At 66.3% G+C, this 22,254-nt stretch carries 23 protein-coding genes; 12 read left to right on the plus strand and 11 right to left on the minus strand.

Annotated elements, in window-relative coordinates; translation table 11 throughout:
- Nucleotides 1–81 precede the first annotated feature (81 nt).
- The 5 genes from HV798_RS10665 to HV798_RS10685 all read right to left on the minus strand — a co-directional run bounded on the left by HV798_RS10665 (nt 82) and on the right by HV798_RS10685 (nt 5,089).
- Nucleotides 82–1,605 (minus strand): tripartite tricarboxylate transporter permease, encoded by a 1,524-nt coding sequence (locus HV798_RS10665; protein WP_025137468.1) that lies wholly within the window; start codon nt 1,603–1,605, stop codon nt 82–84.
- Nucleotides 1,606–1,611: 6 nt separating this feature from the next.
- On the minus strand, nt 1,612–2,091 hold the full coding sequence (locus HV798_RS10670; protein ID WP_175195624.1) for a tripartite tricarboxylate transporter TctB family protein: 480 nt from the start codon (nt 2,089–2,091) through the stop codon (nt 1,612–1,614).
- 216 nt (nt 2,092–2,307) lie between these two features.
- A complete protein-coding gene (locus HV798_RS10675; protein WP_246288689.1) occupies nt 2,308–3,840 on the minus strand; it encodes a sensor histidine kinase in 1,533 nt (510 codons plus the stop codon).
- A 9-nt stretch (nt 3,841–3,849) separates the two neighbouring features.
- The gene (locus tag HV798_RS10680) at nt 3,850–4,536 is read right to left on the minus strand and encodes a response regulator (RefSeq protein WP_025137471.1); all 687 of its coding nucleotides are present in this window, start codon (nt 4,534–4,536) and stop codon (nt 3,850–3,852) included.
- Nucleotides 4,517–5,089, minus strand: a complete 573-nt coding sequence (locus HV798_RS10685) for an RNA pyrophosphohydrolase (RefSeq protein ID WP_006217428.1) — start codon at nt 5,087–5,089, stop codon at nt 4,517–4,519. Before HV798_RS10685 ends, HV798_RS10680 begins: the two co-directional genes overlap by 20 nt.
- Before the next feature lie 65 nt (nt 5,090–5,154).
- Between HV798_RS10685 and HV798_RS10690 the strand changes: the two genes are divergently transcribed.
- From HV798_RS10690 to HV798_RS10735, 10 genes are all read left to right on the plus strand, one after another.
- Nucleotides 5,155–6,885, plus strand: a complete 1,731-nt coding sequence (locus HV798_RS10690; protein WP_175195547.1) for a proline--tRNA ligase — start codon at nt 5,155–5,157, stop codon at nt 6,883–6,885.
- Between the two features lie 57 nt (nt 6,886–6,942).
- Nucleotides 6,943–7,365, plus strand: a complete 423-nt coding sequence (ybgC, locus tag HV798_RS10695; RefSeq protein ID WP_025137473.1) for a tol-pal system-associated acyl-CoA thioesterase — start codon at nt 6,943–6,945, stop codon at nt 7,363–7,365.
- Nucleotides 7,366–7,367: 2 nt separating this feature from the next.
- Nucleotides 7,368–8,048, plus strand: coding sequence for a protein TolQ (gene tolQ / locus HV798_RS10700; RefSeq protein ID WP_025137474.1), 681 nt, complete (start codon nt 7,368–7,370; stop codon nt 8,046–8,048).
- Nucleotides 8,048–8,506: an ExbD/TolR family protein gene (locus HV798_RS10705; RefSeq protein WP_006392914.1), complete on the plus strand. Its 459-nt coding sequence runs from the start codon at nt 8,048–8,050 to the stop codon at nt 8,504–8,506. The genes tolQ and HV798_RS10705 overlap by 1 nt, the downstream gene beginning before the upstream one ends.
- 39 nt (nt 8,507–8,545) lie before the next feature.
- Nucleotides 8,546–9,661 carry a cell envelope integrity protein TolA gene (gene tolA / locus HV798_RS10710; RefSeq protein WP_025137476.1) on the plus strand — a complete coding sequence of 372 codons (1,116 nt, stop codon included), beginning with the start codon at nt 8,546–8,548 and terminating at the stop codon, nt 9,659–9,661.
- Between the two features lie 20 nt (nt 9,662–9,681).
- Nucleotides 9,682–11,004, plus strand: a complete 1,323-nt coding sequence (gene tolB / locus HV798_RS10715) for a Tol-Pal system beta propeller repeat protein TolB (RefSeq protein WP_425486137.1) — start codon at nt 9,682–9,684, stop codon at nt 11,002–11,004.
- Between the two features lie 31 nt (nt 11,005–11,035).
- Complete coding sequence (pal, locus tag HV798_RS10720) at nt 11,036–11,533, plus strand: peptidoglycan-associated lipoprotein Pal (RefSeq protein ID WP_025137478.1); 498 nt, start codon at nt 11,036–11,038, stop codon at nt 11,531–11,533.
- A gap of 85 nt (nt 11,534–11,618) precedes the next feature.
- Nucleotides 11,619–12,311 carry a tol-pal system protein YbgF gene (gene ybgF, locus HV798_RS10725; RefSeq protein ID WP_175195551.1) on the plus strand — a complete coding sequence of 231 codons (693 nt, stop codon included), beginning with the start codon at nt 11,619–11,621 and terminating at the stop codon, nt 12,309–12,311.
- Nucleotides 12,311–13,354 carry a FecCD family ABC transporter permease gene (locus HV798_RS10730; RefSeq protein WP_175195553.1) on the plus strand — a complete coding sequence of 348 codons (1,044 nt, stop codon included), beginning with the start codon at nt 12,311–12,313 and terminating at the stop codon, nt 13,352–13,354. The genes ybgF and HV798_RS10730 overlap by 1 nt, the downstream gene beginning before the upstream one ends.
- A complete protein-coding gene (locus tag HV798_RS10735; protein WP_175195555.1) occupies nt 13,351–14,157 on the plus strand; it encodes an ABC transporter ATP-binding protein in 807 nt (268 codons plus the stop codon). The genes HV798_RS10730 and HV798_RS10735 overlap by 4 nt, the downstream gene beginning before the upstream one ends.
- A 78-nt stretch (nt 14,158–14,235) precedes the next feature.
- Here HV798_RS10735 and HV798_RS10740 read toward each other — a convergent pair whose 3' ends face one another.
- Nucleotides 14,236–14,733: a YbaK/EbsC family protein gene (locus HV798_RS10740; protein ID WP_175195557.1), complete on the minus strand. Its 498-nt coding sequence runs from the start codon at nt 14,731–14,733 to the stop codon at nt 14,236–14,238.
- An 85-nt stretch (nt 14,734–14,818) separates the two neighbouring features.
- Between HV798_RS10740 and HV798_RS10745 the strand changes: the two genes are divergently transcribed.
- The gene (locus tag HV798_RS10745) at nt 14,819–15,628 is read left to right on the plus strand and encodes an alpha/beta fold hydrolase (RefSeq protein ID WP_175195559.1); all 810 of its coding nucleotides are present in this window, start codon (nt 14,819–14,821) and stop codon (nt 15,626–15,628) included.
- Nucleotides 15,629–15,686: 58 nt separating this feature from the next.
- On the opposite strand, the gene HV798_RS10750 is transcribed toward HV798_RS10745, so the two are convergent.
- Nucleotides 15,687–16,157, minus strand: a complete 471-nt coding sequence (locus HV798_RS10750; protein ID WP_175195561.1) for an Lrp/AsnC family transcriptional regulator — start codon at nt 16,155–16,157, stop codon at nt 15,687–15,689.
- 243 nt (nt 16,158–16,400) lie between these two features.
- Between HV798_RS10750 and HV798_RS10755 the strand changes: the two genes are divergently transcribed.
- Nucleotides 16,401–17,357, plus strand: coding sequence for a DMT family transporter (locus HV798_RS10755; RefSeq protein ID WP_246288692.1), 957 nt, complete (start codon nt 16,401–16,403; stop codon nt 17,355–17,357).
- A 43-nt stretch (nt 17,358–17,400) separates the two neighbouring features.
- Here HV798_RS10755 and fusA read toward each other — a convergent pair whose 3' ends face one another.
- The 4 genes from fusA to HV798_RS10775 all read right to left on the minus strand — a co-directional run bounded on the left by fusA (nt 17,401) and on the right by HV798_RS10775 (nt 22,160).
- Nucleotides 17,401–19,512, minus strand: a complete 2,112-nt coding sequence (gene fusA, locus HV798_RS10760) for an elongation factor G (RefSeq protein WP_175195563.1) — start codon at nt 19,510–19,512, stop codon at nt 17,401–17,403.
- Between the two features lie 306 nt (nt 19,513–19,818).
- On the minus strand, nt 19,819–20,283 hold the full coding sequence (locus HV798_RS10765; protein WP_025137487.1) for a universal stress protein: 465 nt from the start codon (nt 20,281–20,283) through the stop codon (nt 19,819–19,821).
- An 87-nt stretch (nt 20,284–20,370) separates the two neighbouring features.
- Nucleotides 20,371–20,715 carry a protein tyrosine phosphatase family protein gene (locus HV798_RS10770; protein WP_025137488.1) on the minus strand — a complete coding sequence of 115 codons (345 nt, stop codon included), beginning with the start codon at nt 20,713–20,715 and terminating at the stop codon, nt 20,371–20,373.
- A 50-nt stretch (nt 20,716–20,765) separates the two neighbouring features.
- The gene (locus HV798_RS10775) at nt 20,766–22,160 is read right to left on the minus strand and encodes an aminotransferase-like domain-containing protein (RefSeq protein WP_175195632.1); all 1,395 of its coding nucleotides are present in this window, start codon (nt 22,158–22,160) and stop codon (nt 20,766–20,768) included.
- Nucleotides 22,161–22,254 lie beyond the last annotated feature (94 nt).

The following is a 22,254-nucleotide window of genomic DNA, read 5'->3' on the forward strand; positions in this document are numbered from 1 at the left end:
AGCATGCGGCAAGGCGGCCCGTAAATCAAACGGCCCGGCATGAAAGCCGGGCCGTGCGCACATCAGGTACCGCCAGCCGGATCAGGCCGTCTGCGTGACCTGCGGCTTGTTCTTGCCCTTGTTGCGGCGCAGGAAGGCCCACACCTGCAACAGGATCAAGAGTGCGCTGGCGCCGATGAACCAGGCGCTGATCGGGCGCTGCACGAACACCGCCAGGTCACCGCGCGACAACAGCAGCGCGCGACGGAAATTCTCTTCGACCATGGGGCCGAGCACGAAGCCGAGCAGGATGGGCGCAACCGAGAATTCCAGCGTCATCAGGATGGCGCCGATCACACCGAAGGCCAGCACTTCCCAGATCTGGAAGAGGCTGTTCTGCGTACTGAACACGCCCACTGCGATGAAGAACAGCGCGGACGGGAACAGGTAGCGGTACGGCACCTGCAAGAGCTTGACCCACACGCCGATCAGCGGCACGTTCAGCACCATCAGCAGCACGTTGCCGACCCAGAAGCTGGCGATCAGGCCCCAGAAGATGTCCGGATGCTCAGTGATGAGCTGCGGGCCGGGCTGGATGCCCTGGATCAGCAGCGCACCCAGGATCAGCGCCATCACGGCGTCGCCCGGAATGCCCAGGCTCATCGTCGGGATGAAGTCGACCTGCGTCTTCGAGTGCGACGACGCTTCGGGCGAGGCCACGCCGGCGATCATGCCGGTGCCGAATTTCTCGGGCGTCTTCGAGATCTTGCGTTCCAGCGCGTAGGCCACGAAGGTGGTGATGGTGGGGCCGGTGCCGGGCATGGCGCCGAACAGCGTGCCCACCGCGGTGCCGCGCACCATGGGCCAGAAGGCCGTCTTCAGTTCCTGCTTGCTGGGCCGCATGTCGCGCAGGCGCAGCTTGGCGCCGCTGCCGATGATGGTCATGCGGTTGACGCTCATCAGGAAGTCGGCCACGCCGAACAGACCCATCGAGATCGCCACCAGTTCCAGGCCGTCGGACAGGTCGAGCAGGCCGAACGAGAAGCGGATGGTGCCGGTGTTGACGTCGGTGCCCACCACGCCGCACATCAGGCCGAACAGCGTCATGGCAACGCCCTTCAGGGGCGAGCCGCGCGACATGGTCGCGCCGGCCAGCAGGCCCAGCAGCATGATCGAGAAGATCTCGGTCGGACCGAACTTGAACGCCACTTCGACCAGCAAGGGCGAAGCGAAGATCATGACGATGATCCCGACCGAAGCCGCGAAGAACGAACAGATCATTGTGATGCCCAGCGCGGTTCCGCCCTTGCCCTGTTTGGTCAAGGGATAGCCGTCAAGGCAGGTCACCGCGTGCGGCGGATGCGAAGGCAGGTTGAGCAGGATCGCGCCAATGGCGCCGCCGTATTGCGAACCGTAGAAGATACCGGCCAGCATCAGGATGGCGGGCACCGGCTGCATCACGTAGGTCAGCGGCAGCAGGATGGAAATGGCCGACAGCGCGCCCATGCCGGGCAGCACGCCGATGAGGTTGCCCACCAGCACGCCGAAGAACGACCACATCAGGTTGTGGAACTGGAACGCGACGCCGAAGCCGTACCAGAGGTCCATCAAAGATTGAGAGATCATGGCGCTTCAACCCCAACGAAACAGCGGCAGCTGCAGTTGCAGCGCCCACCAGAAAACCACCACCGCGATGACGGACATGCCGAGCGACAGTACGAATGCCTGCTTGATCGTGTTCTTGCGATCGCCCAGGGCAGAAATGAAGACGATGGCGAACGTGGCGGGCAGCAGGCCGCCCCAGTGACCCAGCACCAGGAACGCCAGGGTGCCCAGCAGGATGCAGGCGCCGCCGCGGAAATCCGGCAGGCCATGCGCGTGGCCGTCGCCCGGCGCCGGCGGGGTCGCCTCGCCCGAACGCGCGGAGATCGCGATCAGTATTCCGGTCAGCGCCAGCAGGCCGCCCAATGCCGCGGGAAAGAACCCCGGGCCCATGTGGCTGAGCGATCCGATGTGATAGTCCGTACCACCGTAAATCGCCCCCAATCCGATAAGGACCATCAGCGCGCCGCCGTAGTAGTCCTTTCTGTTAATTGTTTTTTGCACTTCCATCCTCCTGAAGCAGGGCCGTGCAGCCCTTGAGGCGCCGCTCAGATCGAGCGCCACCCGGCCCTTTACGACAGACCGGCTCGCAGATTACGGAAGCAAGCTGCTAATCCGCTTTCTATGCGCTGTCGCATTCCTGAATCCAGGGGTTATCCCTGATGGAAACAGGCCGCTTCGGCAATGATGGCTAGGAGGAAAGAATGAAAGCTGAGTTGGACAAATCTACTGTTCGCCCGTGAACTCGACGTCGGTGGGACGCGGATACTGCGACACCGTGGGGGCCAAGGGCAGCCACAGCACGGACGCCAGGCCCACCCCGCCCTGGTCGTTGGACTCGCCGTCGCGCAGCTCGATGTCGCCGTCGTTGCGGCGGGCGTAGGCGCGGGCGATCGCCAGGCCCAGGCCCGATCCGGACGAGGCCACCGGCTTGTCGGTGCCGACCCGCTCGAAGCGGGCGAAGGCGCGAGCGCGCAGAAGCGGCTCGAGCCCGGGGCCGTTGTCGGACACGGCGACTTCGGCGCGGTTGTCGACCCGGCTGACCGAAACCGTGATGCGCGCCCCCACGGGTGCGTAGTGGATGGCGTTGTGGACCAGGTTGGACAAGGCCTCGTGCAGTTCGGCCTCGTTGCCGGACACGGGCGCGCCGACCTCCTGGCCCTGCTCGTTGACGGCCTGCACCCACCCCAGGTCCTGCTGCTTTTCGTGCGCCAGCGGCAGGTATTGCAGCACCACTTCGCGCGAGACGGCGTTCATGTCCAGCAGTTGGCGCGGCAGCGGATCGGCCTGGTTGGCATGCGCCAGCGACAGCAACTGTTCGGTCAGGCGGCGGGTACGGCCCAGTTGGTCGACGATGGCGCGCAAGCCTTCCTGCGCCCGCGCGGGGTCGCGTTCGCGCAGCGCGTACTGCGCCTGGGTCAGCATGATGGCCAGCGGGGTGCGCAACTGGTGCGAGGCATCGGCCAGAAAGCCCGACTGTTCTTCGAGCACGCGCCGGTAGCGGGCGATGTGGTGGTTGACGGCATCGACCAGAGGCGCCACTTCGCCCGGCACGCGCGAGGCGTCCAGCGGAGTCAGGTCGTCGGGCCGGCGGTTGCGTATATCGGCGCGCAGGCGGCGCAGGGGCTTGAGCGCCCAGGACACGCCCCACCAGACCAGCAGCACGACCAGCGCCAGCATGCGGGCGTCGCGCAGGATTTCCTGGCGCCGGGCGCTGTCTTCGGCCTCGATGCGCTTGCCGGTGCTTTCGGCGACCAGCACCAGCACCTGGCGGTGATTGCCCTGGTAATACAGGTCGCGCACCACCGACACGACCCGTACCGGGTCGTTGCGGTAGACGCCGTCGTAGAACACCGGCATGCCGTTGGCCCGCGGCCAGGTGGGCGGTCGCGGCAGGTCGGGCATGCCCAGCAGGGTCTTGCCCTGCTCGGCGGGCACGGGCGATTCGTCAGGCAGGGGCGGATCAATCTGCTCGATGCGGAAATACTTGCGCAGCCCTGCCCGCGATTCGAGCATGACCTGGGCATACAGGGGCGTAGCCACCTGCAGCGAGCCGTCCGGCGTGAATTCCAGGCTGCTTTCAAGCACCCGGGCCGGTTCGACCAGCGCGCTGTCGTAGGCCTCGTTGGTGATCTCGGACAGGGTGCGGTAGTCGTTCAGGCTGTCGATGACCAGCAGCGCCACCACGCCGGGCAGCAGCAGGATGATCAGCAGGGCGCGAATGCCGACCCGCGGCAATCCAGGGATCCGGAGGCTCACGGGGACCGATCAGGTGTCGGCGGCTTCGCTGGCGACGCTTTCCAGCATGTAGCCCAGCCCGCGCACGGTCACGATGCGTACGTCGCTGCCGGCCAATTTCTTGCGCAGGCGGTGCAGCACCACTTCGATGGCGTCGGGATTGGCCTCGCTGTCGTGCGTGAACACCTTGCCGAACAGCTGCGATTTGTCCACGGGGTAGCCACTGCGGGTGAGCAGGGCTGCCAGGGCGGCGTGTTCGCGCGGGGTCAGGAACAGCAGCGAGCCATCGAGCGTGAAGGCGCGGCTTTCGCTGTCGTAGGACAGCGAGCCGCACTGCAGCCGCGGATGCTGGCGGCCGCGGCTGCGGCGCACCAGGGCGGTCAGGCGGGCTTCGAGTTCTTCCAGGGCGAACGGCTTGGTCAGGAAGTCGTCGGCGCCCAGGTTCAGGCCGCGCACCCGGTCCTGCAGCGCGCCTTGGGCGGTGAGCAGCAGGACGGGCGTGCGGTCGTCGCGGTTGCGCATTTCGCGCAGCACGACCAGGCCGTGCTTGTCCGGCAGGCGCAGGTCCATGACGATGGCATCGTATTCGGTGCCCGCCATGAAGGCTTCCGCCGTGCGGGCATCGGCCGCGTGATCGGGCACGAACCCGCTTTGCGCAAGCGCGCGCATGAGCCAGGACGCCATGTCCCGTTCATCTTCAACCAACAATATGCGCATGACCGTCCGTTCCTTCGGGCAAGTTCTCTGCCGCCCGCTGCCCATGCACGCGCTGACGCAGGTAGCGGGTTTCGTGATGACGCCGAAAGAGGATTGCTGACAACTCGTTCAACGCCTGGGTATAGACGTCTCGCTTGAACTCGATGACGGCATCCAGGGGCACCCAATACTGGCTCCAGCGCCAGGCATCGAATTCCGGATGCTGCGTCGCGCGCAGGCACACGTCGCTGTCACGTCCCACCAGGCGCAACAAGAACCAAATCTGTTTTTGTCCTTTATAGTGGCCACGCCACTCACGCCGGACGAAGTGATCGGGCACGTTATAACGTAACCAATCGCGTGTACGCCCCAAAATACGGACATGCTCGGGCTTTAGGCCCACCTCTTCATGGAGCTCGCGATACATGGCCTGCACCGGGCTTTCGCCGTACTTGATGCCACCCTGAGGGAACTGCCAGGCATGTTCCCTGATACGCTTGCCCCAAAAGACCTCGTTTCTGCTATTGACGAGAATGATGCCGACATTGGGGCGGTAGCCTTCGCGGTCAAGCATGGGCCACCCCCACCGAATTCAATACAATTACAGTCGATTATACGTATCTGCTGCCACCTTTAAACATGCGCGCATCCAACTACCACATCAACACCCTCAAAGAAGCCCCTTCCGAAGCCGAAGTCGCCAGCCACCAGCTGATGACCCGGGCCGGGATGATCCGCAAGCTCGCGGGCGGCATCTACACCTACATGCCCCTGGGCCTGAAGATCATCCGCAAGGTCGAGGCCATCGTCCGGGAGGAAATGAACGCCTCCGGCGCGATCGAGCTGCTGATGCCGGTGGTCCAGCCGGCCGAGCTCTGGATGGAATCGGGCCGCTGGGAGCAATACGGCGCCGAACTGCTGCGCATCAAGGACCGGCACCAGCGCGATTTCGTGCTGCAGCCGACCTCGGAAGAGGTGATCACCGACATCGCACGCAATGAAATCCACAGCTACCGCCAGCTGCCGCTGAATTTCTATCACATCCAGACCAAGTTCCGGGACGAACGCCGCCCGCGCTTCGGCCTGATGCGCGGCCGCGAATTCACCATGAAGGACGCCTACTCCTTCGACCGCGACGAAGCCGGCGCCCAGCGCAGCTACGACATCATGTACGCCGCCTACATGCGCATTTTCGGCCGCCTGGGCCTGGAATTCCGCGCCGTGGCCGCCGATACGGGCTCGATCGGGGGCACCCGCAGCCATGAATTCCAGGTCATCGCCGACACCGGCGAAGACCTGCTGGTCTACAACGCCGATTCCGAGTACGCCGCCAACATCGAGCTGGCCGAGGCGCCCTGCCTGTACCCCACCCGCGGCGCCGCCACCCAGGCGATGGCCGACGTGGCCACCCCGGGCGCGGCCAAGTGCGAAGACGTGGCCCGCCTGCTGGGCATCCCGCTCGAACAGACGGTGAAGTCCATCGTCCTGGCCACCGACGGCGAAAAGGGCAAGGTCGACGTCTGGCTGCTGCTTCTGCGCGGCGACCACGAACTCAATGAAATCAAGGCCGGCAAGCTGCCGGGCCTGGCCGGCTTCCGTTTCGCCACGGAAACCGAGATCGTCGAGCACTTCGGCTGCAAGCCGGGCTACCTGGGCCCGGTCCGCACCGTGCGCCCGGTGCACGTCATTGCCGACCGCACCGTGGCCAACATGGCCGATTTCGTCTGCGGCGCGAACCGCGAAGACTTCCACATCCAGGGCGTAAATTGGGGACGCGACCTGCCCGAGCCCGAGCTCGTGGCCGACCTGCGCAACGTGGTCGCGGGCGACCCGTCGCCGGACGGCAAGGGCACGCTGTCCATCCAGCGCGGCATCGAAGTGGGCCACGTGTTCTACCTGGGCAAGAAGTACTCCGAAGCCCTCAAGGCCACCTTCCTGGACGAAACCGGCAAGCCGGCCACCCTGGAGATGGGCTGCTACGGCATTGGCGTGACCCGCATCGTCGGCGCCGCCATCGAGCAGAACCATGACGCCCGCGGCATCATCTGGCCCCGTGCCATTGCGCCGTTCGAAGTGGTGATCTGCCCGGTGGGTTGGGGCAAAAGCGAAACCGTGCGTAACACCTCCCTGAAGCTGTACGAATCGCTGCTGGCGCGCGGCGTGGACGTCATCCTGGACGACCGCGATGCCCGCCCCGGCGTGATGTTTGCCGAGTGGGAACTGATCGGCGCTCCGCTGCGCGTAACAGTTGGAGAACGCGGATTGAACGACGGTGTGGTGGAATTGCAGGCCCGTCGGGAAACCGAAGCGGCCAAGATTCCGGTAGAGTCCGCGCTTGAAGCCGTGCTGACGAAACTCGACACGCTGTAAACCCTAAAGCAACTACGGACTTTTCGCGTCCCGACCCGCATTATCGAAGCCCGCATCGTGACCGATCCGAAGTCCGCCGAATCCCGCCTGCAAGTCCGTGTCTACTACGAAGACACGGATGCGGGCGGGGTGGTTTTCTACGCTAACTACTTGAAATTCCTGGAACGCGCCCGCACCGAGTGGCTGCGCGACCTGGGCGTCAACCAATCCGACCTGGCCACCGGCGAGCAACGCCTGTTCGTTGTCCGCTCGCTGGACATGTCCTACCGCAAACCCGCCAAACTGGACGATTTGCTAACTATTCGCAGCCGGGTCACAAAATTGGGCCGCGCTTCGATACACTTCGCGCAGCGCGCAGAACGGGACGGGGAACTGCTTGCCGAAGGCAACATCCAAGTCTGCTGCGTCGATGCCGTCAACATGCGGCCGGTGGAACTACCGGCCGACGTCCGCGCCAAACTGGAATCAATTCAGGAATAACCATGCAAGCCACCAACGACATGTCGTTGCTTTCGTTGATTTCGCACGCCAGCGTGCCCGTCCAGCTGATCATGCTGATGCTGCTGGGCATCTCGATCATGTCCTGGACGTACATCTTCGCCAAGCGGCTCGCCATCAAGCGCGCCCACGCCCAGACCCGCCGCTTCGAAGACGACTTCTGGTCGGGCGGCGACCTGTCCATGCTGCAACAGGCCGTGGCCTCGCGCCGCGACGAGCAAGGCGCCCTGGCCCGCATCTTCGATGCCGGCATGACCGAATTCCTGAAGGCCCGCCGCGGCAACGCCGGCAGCGACGCCACCGCCCTGCTGGACGGCCCGCGCCGCGCCATGCGCGCGGCCTACCAGCGCGAAATGGACGCGCTGGAATCGCACCTGAACTTCCTGGCCTCGGCCGGTTCGGTATCGCCGTACATCGGCCTGCTCGGTACCGTGTGGGGCATCATGCACGCCTTCATCGGCCTGTCGAACATGCAGCAGGCCACGCTGGCCTCGGTGGCCCCCGGTATTGCCGAAGCGCTGATCGCCACCGCCATCGGCCTGTTCGCCGCCATTCCGGCCGTCGTCGCCTACAACCGCTTCACCAACGACATCGACCGCATCTCGATCCGTTTCGACAGCTTCGTCGATGAATTCCTGAACATTCTGCAACGGCAGGTGCGCTAATGCCCTCGGTAAGCTCGCGCGGCAGGTCCGGCCGCCGCATGAAGGCCGACATCAATGTGGTGCCGTACATCGACGTGATGCTGGTGCTGCTGGTCATCTTCATGGTGACCGCGCCTCTCATCACGCCGGGCCTGATCCAGCTGCCTTCGGTCGGCGCGGCATCCGACGTGCCGGTCAAACCGCTGGAAGTCCAGATTTCGGAAGACGGCAAGATCGCGCTGCGCATGCGCGAGCCCGGCGCCACCCTGCAGGACATCGCCCGCCCCGAACTGGTGGCGCAGGTGCGCTCGCGCATCACCGCCGAAACGCCGGTGGTGATCGCCGCCGACGGCAAGGTGCCCTACGAGACGGTCGTGAAGGTCATGGACGAACTGCGTACCAATGGCATTACCCGCCTGGGCCTGCTGGTGGACCAGTCCGCCGGCGGCAATCAGCCTGCCCCCGCGAAAAAACGCTAACGCGACGCCCTCCGCCGGCCCTGCCGGCTTGCAACGCTCATGACGCCACCCATCATTCGACACCACAGCGGCCCGCCGGCCACCCCGCCCAACAACGACAACCGGATCGCGTTGATCCTGGCGTTGCTGGTGCACGCCCTGCTGCTGGCCGTGTTGATCTTCAACCTGAACTGGCGCACCGAGACCCCGGGCCCCGTGGAAGTCCAGCTATGGGCCGACGGCGTGTCGCCGGACGCGACCCCGCCCAAGCCCCAGCCGGAACCGCCCAAGCCGCAGCCTCAACCGAAGCCGCAGCCCCAGCCCGAGCCTGAAAAAGCGCCCGAGCCCCCGCCCCCACCGCCCAAGCCGGACCCCCAGGTCCAGCCCAAGACCGAAGAAGTGGATCCGGAAATCGCGCTGCAGGAAGCCAAGAAAAAGCGCGAGCAGGAAGAACAGGCTCGCCAGGCCGCCGAGGCCGCCAAGGAAAAGGCGCGCCTGGAAGACGAGCGCAAGCAGGCCGAACTGAAGGAAAAGAAGCGCCTGGAGCAGGAACGCCAGGCTGCCGAGAAGGCTGCCGCCGACAAGGCCGCGGCTGAGAAGGCCGCTGCCGAAAAGAAGGCCAAGGACGACGCCGCCAAGAAGGCGGCCGCCGAAAAAGCCGCCGCTGACAAGGCCGCGGCCGACAAGGCGGCTGCGGACAAGGCGGCGGCGGAAAAAGCCGCTGCCGACAAGGCCGCTGCCGAGAAGGCTGCCGCCGAAAAGAAGGCCAAGGAAGAAGCCGCCAAGAAGGCCGCCGCCGACAAGGCGCTGAAGGACGCGTTCCGCAACGACGCCCTGGGCGCAGCCGGCATCCCCGGCGGCACCGCCGACCGCAACCAGACGGGTGGCGCGGGTGGCCGCGATGCGGGCTACGGCGCCAAGGTGCGCGCTTGCGTGCAGCCGGGCGTGGCCTATCCGACCCCGCCTCGCAGCGGCGCCGATAACCCGACGGCCGAATACCAAGTAAAGTTGAATACCTCAGACGGAAAGGTCACTGCGGTTACGATTACCAGATCTTCGGGTATTCCCGCGTTTGACCGCGCAATCGAAAGCGGCATCCGCCGCTGCAACCCGTTCCCGAAACCTTCTAATGGCCGCTACGAACCGAGTATCTACGGTGAGTACAGCATGTACTAATAGACAGGAGATTGCTGATTATGACTCCCGCCCCTAGCCGACGAGCCCCCCAACCCGCCCTGTGGCGACTGTACGGACTCGGACTGCTGCTGCTCGCGCTGGCCTGCCTGATGGCCATGAAGCCCGCCCAGGCGCAGCTTCGTGTCGACATCTCGGGTACCGGCGCCACCCAATATCCGGTCGCCATCGCCGATTTCGCGGTGGATGACACCCATGGCCGTGCCCTGGCTGAAGTGATCCGCGCCGACCTGACCCGCACGGGCCAGTTCCGCCTGATCAGCGCCGCCGGTTCGGGCCTGAACGTCGATTCGCCCATCGCCCACGACGACTGGCGCGGCAAGGGCGCCGACTTCATCGCCTACGGCAGCATCGTGCGCGGCAGCGATGGCCGCTACGACGTGCGCTACCGCCTGGCCGACACGGTCAAGAAGGGCCAGCTGGACGGCGTGGCGTTCTCGGGCACCGAGCAGGAACTGCGCCGCGTGGCCCACCAGATCGCCGACCGCATCTACGAAAAGATCACCGGCGTGCGCGGCGTGTTCTCGACCCGCATTGCCTACGTGCTCAAGCAAGGCCCGACCTACGAACTGCAAGTGGCTGATGCCGACGGCCAGAACCCGCAGGTTGCCCTGCGTTCGCGCGAGCCGATCATTTCGCCCTCCTGGTCGCCCGATGGTTCGAAGCTGGCCTACGTGAGCTTCGAATCCGGCAAGCCGGTCGTGTACGTTCACACCCTGGCCACCAGCGCCCGCGTGCCGGTCGCCAACTTCAAGGGCAACAACAGCGCCCCCGGTTGGTCGCCCGACGGCACCCAGCTGGCCGTGGCTCTGACGCGTGACGGTTTGTCGCAAATTTACATCGTTAGCGCGGCCGGCGGCTCGAATATGAAGCGAGTTACGCGTTCTCCCGGGATTGACACCGAGCCGAGCTTTACGCCAGACGGCCGTTCCATTATCTTTACCAGTGACCGCAGCGGCGGGCCGCAGATTTATCAAACCGGCCTGGACGGTGGCGATGCTCGCCGCCTCACGTTTAATGGTGGTTACAACATCTCACCCCGAATTTCCCCCGATGGATCGACGTTGCTGTACGTTGCCAGACGCGACGGCGCGTTCCGGATCGCATCGTTGAACCTGTCCTCCGGCTCGGAGAACTTGTTGACCGATGGTCGTGACGATCAGTCGCCAAGCTTCGCGCCGAACGGCATGCAAGTCCTTTACGCCGCCATCCAAAATGGCCGTAGCGTGCTTGCTGGCGTCTCGAGCGATGGCCGCGTACGACAAACGCTTTCGGTACTGAACGGGGAAATACGTGAACCGACTTGGGGCCCATTTACCCGATAACACGTGTGACTCTCTTTGCAAAGGAACTATCATGAAGTCGCGCATTGCCAAAAGCCTAACCATCGCCGCTCTGGCCGCCACCCTGGCAGCTTGCAGCTCCGTCCCTCTCGACGATAAAGCGGGTCAGGGCGGAGGCGCTGGCCAAGGATCGGCCTCTGGCCAGATCCTTGATCCCTTCAACCCCCAAAGCATCCTGGCGCAACAGCGCTCGGTGTACTTTGACTTCGACAGCTACACGGTGTCCGACCAGTACCGCGGTTTGGTGGAAACCCACGCCCGTTACCTGGCTTCGCACCAGCAGCAGAAAATCAAGATCGCAGGCAACACCGACGAACGCGGCGGCGCCGAGTACAACCTGGCCCTGGGCCAGCGCCGTGCCGACGCAGTGCGTCGCATGATGACCCTGTTGGGCGTCAGCGACAACCAGATCGAGACCATCAGCTTTGGTAAAGAAAAGCCGAAGGCGACTGGTACGTCGGAAGCCGACTTTGCGGAAAACCGCCGCGCCGATATCGAATATCAGCGTTAAGCTTTCCGTATAGCTAAGTGCCCCACCACGCGTCGGGACGGTCAGCCGGCCGTCCCGACGTTTGTTTTTATACCCGGGAATTTTCATGCGCGATAACGTTCTGTCCCTGCGTCCTTTGATTGCGGCCACCGGCCTGGTGCTTGCGGCCCTGACGGCGCCCGCCCACGCTTTTTCCGATGATGAGGCCCGCAAGGCCATCCTGGATTTGCGCCAGCAAGTACAGCAGCAGAACGAGCAGAGCCAACGCGCCAAGCTCCAATTGGCCGACCAGATTCAAGCCCTGCAGCAGGAAGTTGCCCAACTGCGTGACCAGCTCGAGCTGGTGTCGCGCCAACAGCCCAGCGCCAACAAACCGGGCGGCGCCGCGGGTGGCGCCAACCCGCCGGGCGCGACCGCCGGCGATCCGCAAGAGCAGGCCGCCTATGACGGCGCCATCGACCTGTTCCGCAAGGGCCAGTACAAGGAAGCGTCCGAATCGCTGGCCGCCTTTACCGCGCTCTACCCCGCCAGCCAACTGGCCCCCAGTGCCCAGTTCTACCTGGGCAGCAGCCGCTACGCCCTGAAGGACTTCAAGGGCGCGATCGAACAGCTGAACGCCATGGTGCAGAAGGCCCCGGACAACGGCCGCGCGCCCGATGCGCTGCTGGTCATTGCCGGCAGCCAGATCGAAATGAACAACCGCGCCGCCGCCAAGACGACGCTTCAGCGCATTGTTCGCGACTACCCGAACGCACCGGCCGCCAGCACGGCCAAGAGCCGCCTGCAACTGCTGCAGTAATGGCCGCCGCCGCATCCGCGGTCGCCGCTTACCGGCACATCCTGCGCCGCCGCGCAGGGCTCATCGCCCTGCTGCTGGCGGCGATTTTCATTGGGCTGCTGCTGGATTTCACCCTGGGGCCCTCGGGCCTGGGCTGGGGCGAGCTGTGGCGCACCCTGGCCGGGCCGGACTCGGCCGACCCGACATTGCGGGTGATCGTCTGGGACATCCGGCTGCCCTACGCACTGATGGCCGCGCTGGTCGGCATGGCGCTGGGCCTGGCCGGCGCCGAGATGCAGACCATCCTGAACAACCCGCTGGCCAGCCCCTTCACCCTGGGCGTGTCGTCGGCCGCCGCCTTCGGCGCGTCGCTGGCGATCGTGCTGGGGCTGGGCATCCCCGGCATTCCGGACGGCTGGCTGATCGCCGGCAATGCATTCCTGTTTGCCATGCTGGCCGCCCTGCTGCTGGATTTCGTGGCGCGCCGCGGCGGCATGAATACATCCGGCGTGGTGCTGTTCGGTATCGCCATGGTGTTCACCTTCAATGCGCTGGTGTCGCTGGTGCAGTTCACGGCCAGCGCCGAGGCGTTGCAGAACCTGGTGTTCTGGACCATGGGCAGCCTGTCGCGGTCCAGCTGGACCACGGTGGCCGCGCTGGGCCTGGCATTCGCGCTGGCGTTGCCGCTGGCCATGCGGCAGTCCTGGAAGCTGACGGCGCTGCGGCTGGGCGAAGAACGCGCGGCCAGCTTCGGCGTCGACGTGCGGCGTGTGCGCGTGACCGCCCTGGCACGCGTCAGCCTGCTGTCGGCGCTGGCGGTGGCCTTCGTCGGCACGATCGGGTTCATCGGCCTGATCGCCCCGCATATCGCCCGCCGGCTGGTGGGCGAAGACCACCGCTTTTTCCTGCCGGGCAGCGCCCTGGTGGGTGGCGTCATCCTGTCGCTGGCGTCGGTGGCATCGAAGAACCTGGCGCCGGGCGTGATCGTGCCGGTGGGCATCGTGACCTCGTTGATCGGCATTCCCTTTTTCGTGGCGGTGGTGCTGCGCCGGAGCATGCCGTGACGGCGGCGCCTGCCCCGCACCCCGCGCTGGCGGTCAGCCACATCAGCGCCGGCTATGGCGGCGCGGACGTGCTGCACGACCTGTCGCTGCCTGATCTGAAGGCGGGAGAAGTCACCGCCCTGCTGGGCCCGAACGGCAGCGGCAAGTCGACGTTGCTCAAGGCTTTGGCCGGCCTGATACGGGTGCGTACCGGCCACGCGAAGCTGGATGGGCTGGACCTGGTGCACCTGGATTTCGCCACGCGTGCGCGGCACCTGGTCTACCTGCCGCAAAGCCTGCCTGCCGCGGTGCACCTGCGGGTATTCGAGTCGGTGCTGGTGGCGGCTCGCGCCAGCGAGGCCGTGGGGCCGCCGGCCAGCCTGCACGATATCGACCGCCTGCTGGAGCGGCTGGGCATCGGCCACCTGGCCCTGCACTACCTGGATGCGCTGTCCGGCGGACAGAAGCAATTGGTGGGCCTGGCCCAGGCGCTGGTGCGCCGACCACGGGTGCTGCTGCTGGACGAACCCCTATCGGCGCTGGACCTGAATTACCAGTTCCATGTGATGCGGCTGTTGAAGCAGGAAACCGACGACCACGGGCTGATCACCGTGATCGTGCTGCACGACCTGAACGTGGCCTTACAGCACGCCGACCGCGCGGTGATGATCCATGGCGGCCGGCTGGTGGCGGCTGGCGCGCCTGCCGAGGTGATCACGCCGGCCGCGCTGGCGGCCGTATACGGCGTACAGGGCCGGGTCGAGGCCTGCTCGCGCGGCCGGTTGCAAGTGCTGATCGACGACCTGCAAGCGCGGCCGCACTGACGCGATCTGGGTGAAGCCGGATTCAGGCTGCCCGCCCGCTCCAAAATGACGCGCCCGAGCCGCGCGCCCTGCGCCGTCTCAGGCGCGCAGCGCCACGTCGGCCACGGGCGCGCCCGTCATGGCGGCCAGTTGCTGCGGGGTCAGGTTGAACACGGCGTGCGGATGCCCTGCGGCGGCCCACAGGCTGTCGTACTGGAACAGGTCCTGGTCGAGCAGCATGACCGGCTTGACGGCGTGGCCGATGGGGCAGACGCCGCCGATGGCGTAGCCCGTCATTTCGCGCACGAACTTGGCGTCGGCCTTGGCCAGTGCGCCGACCTGATCCGCCACCTTGGCCTCGTCCACGCGATTGATGCCGCTGGCGATCACCAGTACCGGCGCGTCATCGGAAGCGCGGCGAAAGATGATCGACTTGGCGATCTGCGCCACTTCGCAGCCCAGGCCTGCTGCTGCTTCCGCCGAGGTCTTGCCGGTTTGCGGTAGCACCACCACGGGCTTGTCGTGGCCCAGTTGCTGCAGCAGGCGGGCGACGCGCTGGGCGGACTCGGGAAGCTCGGCGAGCGTGGCGGATGACATCGGGCGGACTCCGTTCGTAGGGAAGAAATCGGGAAATGAGTGTATCAGCCTAAAATGCGGGCCTGGCTTTTCCTACCCGTACCCCATGCGTTCCGAACCCGTATTGCCCCTGCAGACCGCCGAAATCGGCGGCTACGCCCTGTCCTACACCGAATACGGCGAGGGTGCGCCCCTGGTGCTGGTGCACGGTTCGCTGTCTGACAGCCGCTACTGGAAATCGCAGATGGCGCCGCTGGGGCGCTCGTTCCGGGTGCTGGCGGTGTGCCTGCGGCGCTACTGGCCTGAGACCTGGGATGGCGAAGGCGACGGCTTCTCGGTAGCCCAGCATGCCGCCGACGTACTGGAATTCATCGATCGCGTGGCGGGCGAACCCGCCCATCTGGTGGGCCACTCGCGTGGTGGCCGCGTGGCACTGGAAGCCGCCTTGACGCGGCCGGACGCGCTGCGCAGCCTGACGCTGGCCGACCCCGGCCTGGCGCTGCCCGGCGATGATGACGCGCGCGGCGGCTTTCGCCAGCGTGCGCTGGAATTGATCCGCGACGGCGCCATCGAGGAAGGCCTGGCGCTGTTCGTGGATACGGTGACCGGGCCGGACACCTGGCAGCGCATGGTGCCGTGGTTCAAGGACATGGTGCGCGACAACGTCGGCACGCTGTTCGGCCAGGCCCGCGAAACGCCGGCCGCGCTGGGCGCCGCCGAGATCGGATCGATTGCGCTGCCCACGCTGCTGATCGGCGGCGCGCTCAGCCCTGCGCCCTACCCGGCCCTGCTCGACACGCTGGAACAATGGCTGCCGCAGTCGCAACGCGTGACCATCGCGGGCTCGTCGCACGGCATGAACCTGGGCAATCCGCGCGCCTTCAACGGCGCCATCGAAGCCTTTCTGCGCGGCTAGGCGGGTTGCCGATCATCGGCCTGTGCGCGGCGGTCAGCCGCCAGGCCCGCCCGCGCCGTCAGGGTTCGACCGACGGCGTGTGCTTCAGGCGCTTGAGCACGAAGGTGGAGCGGCTGTGCCGCACGCCGGGCAGCTTGTAGAGCCGCTTGCGCAGGAATTCCTCATAGCCCTCGGTACCGGCCACGGCCACCTTGATGAGGTAGTCGTATTCGCCGGTGACCAGGAACGCCTCGACCACCTGCGGCAAGCGGGTGATGGCGTCGCCAAAGCGCGCCAGGGTGTCGTCATCGTGGTGTTCGAGGGTGACCTCGATCATGACCGTATCGGGCAGGCCCAGCGCCTTCTGGTTCAAGAGCGCCGCGTAGCCTTCGATGACACCGGCATCTTCCAGGGCCTTGACCCGGTTCCAGCACGGCGTGGGCGACAGGCCGACCTGTTCGGCCAGCTTGAGATTGGTGAGCCGGCCGTCGGTGCGCAGCGCGCGCAGGATCTTGCGGTCGGTTTCGTCGATTTTCGGGGCGGTGGACACGGCGGCGGATCCGTAGAAGAGAATTTCCCTGCAAAAGACGATTTTAGAGGATAAGCCTTTTCCTTTTTCACGCAATCTGACGGGAAACAGGAAACCTATTTTCCCGGCCTGGCCGTAGACTTTCCAGCAAGACGGGCATTACCCCGCCCGTCGTATCCAGCGTGAAGCGCCGCGGCACAACCCGGCGCCCGCGCCGGGCGTCTCTCGCAGCAGGCCGCGCGTCGATCCGCGCGGCGGAAAATCATGTCTCACGCAGCAGCAGTACCCGCAAGAACCGGCCTGGGCCTGTCCGGCACCGCCATGCTCCTGGCCGCACCGGCGCTATTCGCCTCGAATATGGTGGCCGCCCGCTGGGCCCACGACGCCGCCCTCCCCCCCGTTTTCCTGGCCTTCGGCCGCTGGCTGATCGCCTTGTTGATCCTGCTGCCGCTGGCTGCGCCGGCCCTGCTGCGGCATCGCCAGGCCCTGTGGCGCGGCCTGCCCGCGTTGCTGCCGCTGGCGGTGCTGGGCATGGGCGTGGCCGTGGCGCCGCAATACATCGGCGCCCAGTCCACCAGCGCCACCAACATCGCTCTGATCTTCTCTTGCAGCCCGATCCTGGTGGCGCTCCTGGAAGCCCTGCTGTGGCGCAAGCCCTTGCCGCCGCTGCGCGCGGCCGGCCTGGCGTTGGCGCTGGGCGGCGTGCTGGTCGTGCTGACGCGCGGCGATGCCCACGCCCTGGCGCGGCTGGCGTTCGGCCAGGGTGACCTGTGGGTGCTGCTGGCCGCCACCGGCTGGGCGTTCTACACGGTGCTGCAAAAGCGCCTGACGCTGCCGGCGGTGCCGGACAGCGCGCGCCTGGCGACGATGATGCTGGGCGGCGTGATTGCCCTGGCGCCGTTTGCCGGCATCGAGGCTGCGGCCGGTGCCACGCCGCCCTGGACCGATCCGCGCCTGGCGGCGGTGCTGCTGTTTCTGGCGGTGGTGCCCAGCCTGGGCGCGTATTACGTCTATGGCCGACTGATCAGCCGCGCCGGACCGGCGACGGCGGGCCTGTCGATGTTCCTGGTGCCGGTGTATGCCGCGCTGCTGGCCTGGCCGCTGCTGGGCGAGGCGCCGCAGCTGTTCCACGCCTACGGCTTCGTGATGATCCTGCTGGGCGTGAAGCTGGCGTCGACGCGGCTGCGCGCCCGCGCCGCGACGGCCGCCGCCCCCGCGTAAAGCCGGGGCGGCCGGCAGCGGCTACGCTGCCGGCCGTTGCCGATCAACGGCCCGTGCCTTGGGCCGCGATGACTTCCTGCGCCACGTTGCGCGGCGCTTCGGCGTAGTGCTTGAACTCCATCGTGTACGTGGCGCGGCCTTGCGTCAGCGAACGCAGCGAGGTCGAATAGCCGAACATCTCGGCCAACGGCACCTCGGCGCGCACCACCTTGCCGCCGCCCCCGGCGATGTCTTCCATGCCCTGCACCATGCCGCGGCGTGACGACAGGTCGCCCATGACGTTGCCGGTGAAGTCTTCGGGCGTTTCGACCTCGACCTGCATCATCGGTTCGAGCAATACCGGGTCGGCCCGGCGCATGCCGTCCTTGAAGGCCATCGAACCCGCCATCTTGAAGGCGTTTTCGTTGGAGTCGACGTCGTGGTACGAGCCGAAGAACAGCGTCACCTTGACGTCCACCACCGGGTAGCCCGCCAGCACGCCTGCGTTGAGCGTTTCGCGGATGCCCTTGTCCACCGCGGGGATGAACTCGCGCGGCACCACGCCGCCCTTGATGGCATCGACGAATTCGTAGCCCTTGCCCGGCTCTTGCGGCTCAAGCTTGAGCACGACGTGGCCGTACTGGCCGCGGCCGCCGGACTGCTTGACGAACTTGCCTTCGACCTCGTCGCAGGTCTTGCGGATGGTTTCTCGGTAGGCCACCTGAGGCTTGCCCACCGTGGCCTCGACGCCGAACTCGCGCTTCATGCGGTCGACCAGGATTTCCAGGTGCAGCTCGCCCATGCCCGAAATGATGGTCTGGCCGGATTCTTCGTCGGTGCGCACGCGGAACGAGGGATCTTCCTGCGCCAGGCGGCCCAGGGCGATGCCCATTTTTTCCTGGTCGGCCTTGGTCTTGGGCTCGACCGCCTGCGAAATGACCGGTTCGGGAAAGACCATGCGTTCGAGCACGATGACGTGCGCGGGATCGGACAGCGTGTCGCCCGTGGTGACGTCCTTGACGCCCACGGCCGCGGCGATGTCGCCCGCGTAGACCTCGGTGATCTCGCGCCGTTCGTTGGCGTGCATCTGCAGGATGCGGCCCAGCCGTTCCTTCTTTTCCTTGACCGGGTTGTAGACCGAGTCGCCGGACTTCACCACGCCGGAATACACGCGGAAGAAGACCAGCTGGCCGACAAAGGGGTCGGTCATGATCTTGAAGGCCAGCGCCGAGAACGGTTCCTTGTCGGTGGGATGGCGTTCGATTTCGTGGTCGCGTTCGTCGTGGCCCTTGATGGCGGGCACGTCGACCGGCGACGGCAGGTAGTCGATCACCGCGTCCAGCATGGCCTGTACGCCCTTGTTCTTGAACGCGCTGCCACACAGCATGGGGACGATTTCGTTGGCAACCGTGCGCTGGCGCAGGCCCTGCTTGATCTCGGCTTCGGTAAGCGTTTCGCCGCCCAGGTACTTTTCAAGCAGCGCCTCGTTGGCCTCGGCGGCTTTCTCGACCATCTTGTCGTGCCATTCCTGTGCCTGCGCTTGCAGCGCGGGGGGAATGTCGCGGTATTCGAAGCGCACGCCCTGGCTGGCGTCGTCCCAGATGATGGCCTTCATCTTGACCAGGTCGATGACGCCTTCGAAGCCGTCTTCGGCGCCCACCGGCAGCTGCACCGGCACGGCATCGCCCTTCAGGCGTTCGTGTATCTGGCGCTGCACGCGCAGGAAGTCGGCGCCGACGCGGTCCATCTTGTTCACGAACGCCAGGCGCGGCACACGGTACTTGTTGGCTTGGCGCCAGACGGTTTCGGATTGCGGCTGCACGCCGCCCACGGCGTCGTAGACCATCACGGCGCCATCCAGCACGCGCATCGAGCGTTCGACCTCGATCGTGAAGTCGACGTGGCCCGGCGTATCGATGATGTTGATACGGTGTTCGGGATAGTTGCCAGCCATGCCTTTCCAGAAGGCCGTGGTGGCGGCGGACGTGATGGTGATGCCGCGTTCCTGCTCTTGTTCCATCCAGTCCATCACGGCGGCGCCGTTGTGCACTTCGCCGATCTTGTGGGTGATACCGGTATAGAAGAGGATGCGCTCGGTGGTCGTCGTCTTGCCCGCGTCGATGTGGGCGCTGATGCCGATGTTCCGGTATAGCTCGATAGGCGTCTTGCGAGTCATGGCCTCGTTCCTTGCAGTAATCACCAGGAAGAACGGCAGGGTCCGACCGGACGCTGCCGCGGCGGGCGCCATGCCGCGTGAGAGGTGTGCTCGGGATGTTGCGAAATCGCGCCCGCACTTATCCGTAAATATTACGCGCCGCAGGCGCGTTTACAAGCTTTAGCCATAAGCGCCATAGGGGATGGCGCGCGCGGCGGGCCGGGCATGAAAAAAGCCCCTCGCAAGACGAGGGGCTTAGCCATGCATCGGCCAGGTTTCCGGCCTGGCAACGCCGGGCGGCCTGACAGCCGCCTGACGCTTTGGCGATTACTTCTTTTCTTCCTTGACGCGGTAGACCAGCACGGCAGTGCTGGCCAGCGACAGCACCTTGGCGGTGACGCTGCCCAGCAGCAGGCGCGACAGGCCGCTGCGGCCGTGGCTGCCGATGAAGATCAGGTCGCAGCCGGCGTCGGCGGCGGCCTGGACGATGCCGTCGGCCACGTTGAAGTTGGACACGGCGCGCGCCTCGGCCTTCACGCCGCCGGTGTCGGCGCGGTCGGTGATCTGCTTGAGGTACTTGTCGGCCTGTTCGGCGGAGGCCTTTTCGTAGTCTTCGTCGGTGATGGCGTAGGCGGCGGCCATGCCGTCAAAACCGATGGTGGCGGCGAAAGGCTGCGTCACGTAGAGCGCGACGACGTCGGCGCCCACGGAACGTGCGAAGGAAATGCCGGCGTTGGCGGCTTGGGCCGACAGCGGCGAGCCGTCGGTGGGAATCAGGATCTTCTTGAACATCTTGCCTGCTCCTGTTTGAGAGGAAGCTCCATGCTACCGGAAACCCGCCAGGTTCACATCAAGCGAACCTGGGGGGCTTGATGCGCGTCAACCCAGCTGCTGGGCGGCCGCGAACAGGTTGGTGCAGCGGGTGCCCGTGCGGCAGTACGCCAGCACCGGACCCGGCAGGGTGCGCAGCAGCTCGGCGAACCGGACCACGTCGGCGGCGGTCATGGCGCTGCCCACGACGGGCTGGTATTCGATTTTCAGGCCCGCGGCGGCGGCGGCCTTGGAGACGTCGGCCGCGGTGGGCTGGTCGGGGCCGCCTTCGAAATCGGGGCGGTTGATGATGACGCTTTTATAGCCGGCGGCGGCCACGTCGGCCATGTCGTCGGGGCCCAGCTGCGGGGCGACGGCGAAGTTCTCGGTAAGGGGCTTGATGGGTGCGGACATGGCGATTCCTTGATGGGGACAGCTAAATATTATTGCTTGTCGGGGCGGTTTCAGGCGAACAGTTTTTCCAGCACGCTCCAGACGCCGCGGTCGTCCGCCATGGACACGGAAAAGCGCAACATGGTGGACGGCGCCTGCGACGGCGAAAACAACGTGCCCGGGGCCAGCAGCATGCCCCGGTCGGCGGCGGCGCGGGCCAGCGCTTCACTGTCGCGGCCGCAATCGGCCCAGACGAACATGCCGGCGTGCGGCTCGTGCGGAATCGTCAGGCCCAGCTTCAGCAGCCCCTTGACGCAGCGCTGGCGGGCTTCGTCCACGCGCAGGCGCACGCGCTCGATGTGGCGCCGGTACTGCCCTTCCATGAGCACGCGGTGCACCACCCGCTCGCCCAGCTCGGGCGAGGTCAGCCCCGCCAGCATTTTCAGGTCGGCCAGTTTCTGCAGGATGTCGGGGTTGGCGGCGACATAGCCGACCCGCAGGCTGGCCGCCAGCATCTTGGAGTAACCGCTGACCAGGATGACGCGGTTGAGCCGGTCCAGCACGGCCAGCTTCATGGCGCCGCCGGGGTGCAGGTCGCCGTAGGTGTCGTCTTCGACCACCATGAAATCGTGGCGCTCGGCGATGCGCAGGATGTCGTAGGCAACGCCGGCCGACAAGGTATGGCCGGTGGGGTTGTGGACCGCGCTGTTGACGATGAACAGCTTGGGCTTGTGCTGCGCGGCCAATTGCTCGAGCTGCGCGACGTCGGGGCCATTGGGGCCGCGCGGCACGCCGATCAGGCGGGCGCCGAACGCGGCCAGGCGGCCGAAGATGACGAACCAGGCGGGGTCTTCGACCAGCACCACGTCGCCCGGCTGCACCAGGTGGCGGGCGATCAGGTCCAGGCCATGGGTGACGCCGTTGGTGGTCAGCAGATTGCGTTCGGGGTGCGCCGGCACGCCTTCGCTCTGCAACGAGGCGGCGACCTGCTGGCGCAGCGGCGCGAAGCCCTGGGGATGCCCATACGACACCAGTTGGCCCCGCACCGAACGGCCGACAGCGCGCACGGCGCCGGCAACCATGTCCGGGTCCAGCCATTCAGCCGGCAACAGGCCGGCGCCGCCCGGCATGCCCGGGCCGCCGCCTGCGCGGAACATGCTGCGCAGCAGCCAGGCCACGTCGATGCGCGCGGGCGCCGCGAACGGCTGCACCACCTGGGTGGCGGCCGGCGCCAACGGGCCGCTGCGGGCGCGCACGAAAAAGCCGGCGCCGCGGCGCGACTGCACCAGGCCGCGCGCCACCAGCCGGTCGTAGGCTTCCACCACCGTGAAGCGGCTGACACCGGACTGCTCGGCCATCTTGCGGATGGACGGCAGACGGGTGCCCGGGCGCAGGCCCTGCTCGTCGATGCGGCGGGCCAGGCCGTCGGCCAATTGCGCCACCAGGGTGGCGTCGGCCTGGCGCACGGGCTGCCAGGGCATAGAGGGGGAAGCAACTGTCATGGGGATTTCACCAGGCCAGTGGTTAAAGTGATATGCCAAAGTGTACCGGTACTGTACC

The sequence above is a fragment of the Achromobacter deleyi genome, from assembly GCF_902859705.1.
GTDB classification, from domain to species: domain Bacteria; phylum Pseudomonadota; class Gammaproteobacteria; order Burkholderiales; family Burkholderiaceae_B; genus Achromobacter; species Achromobacter deleyi.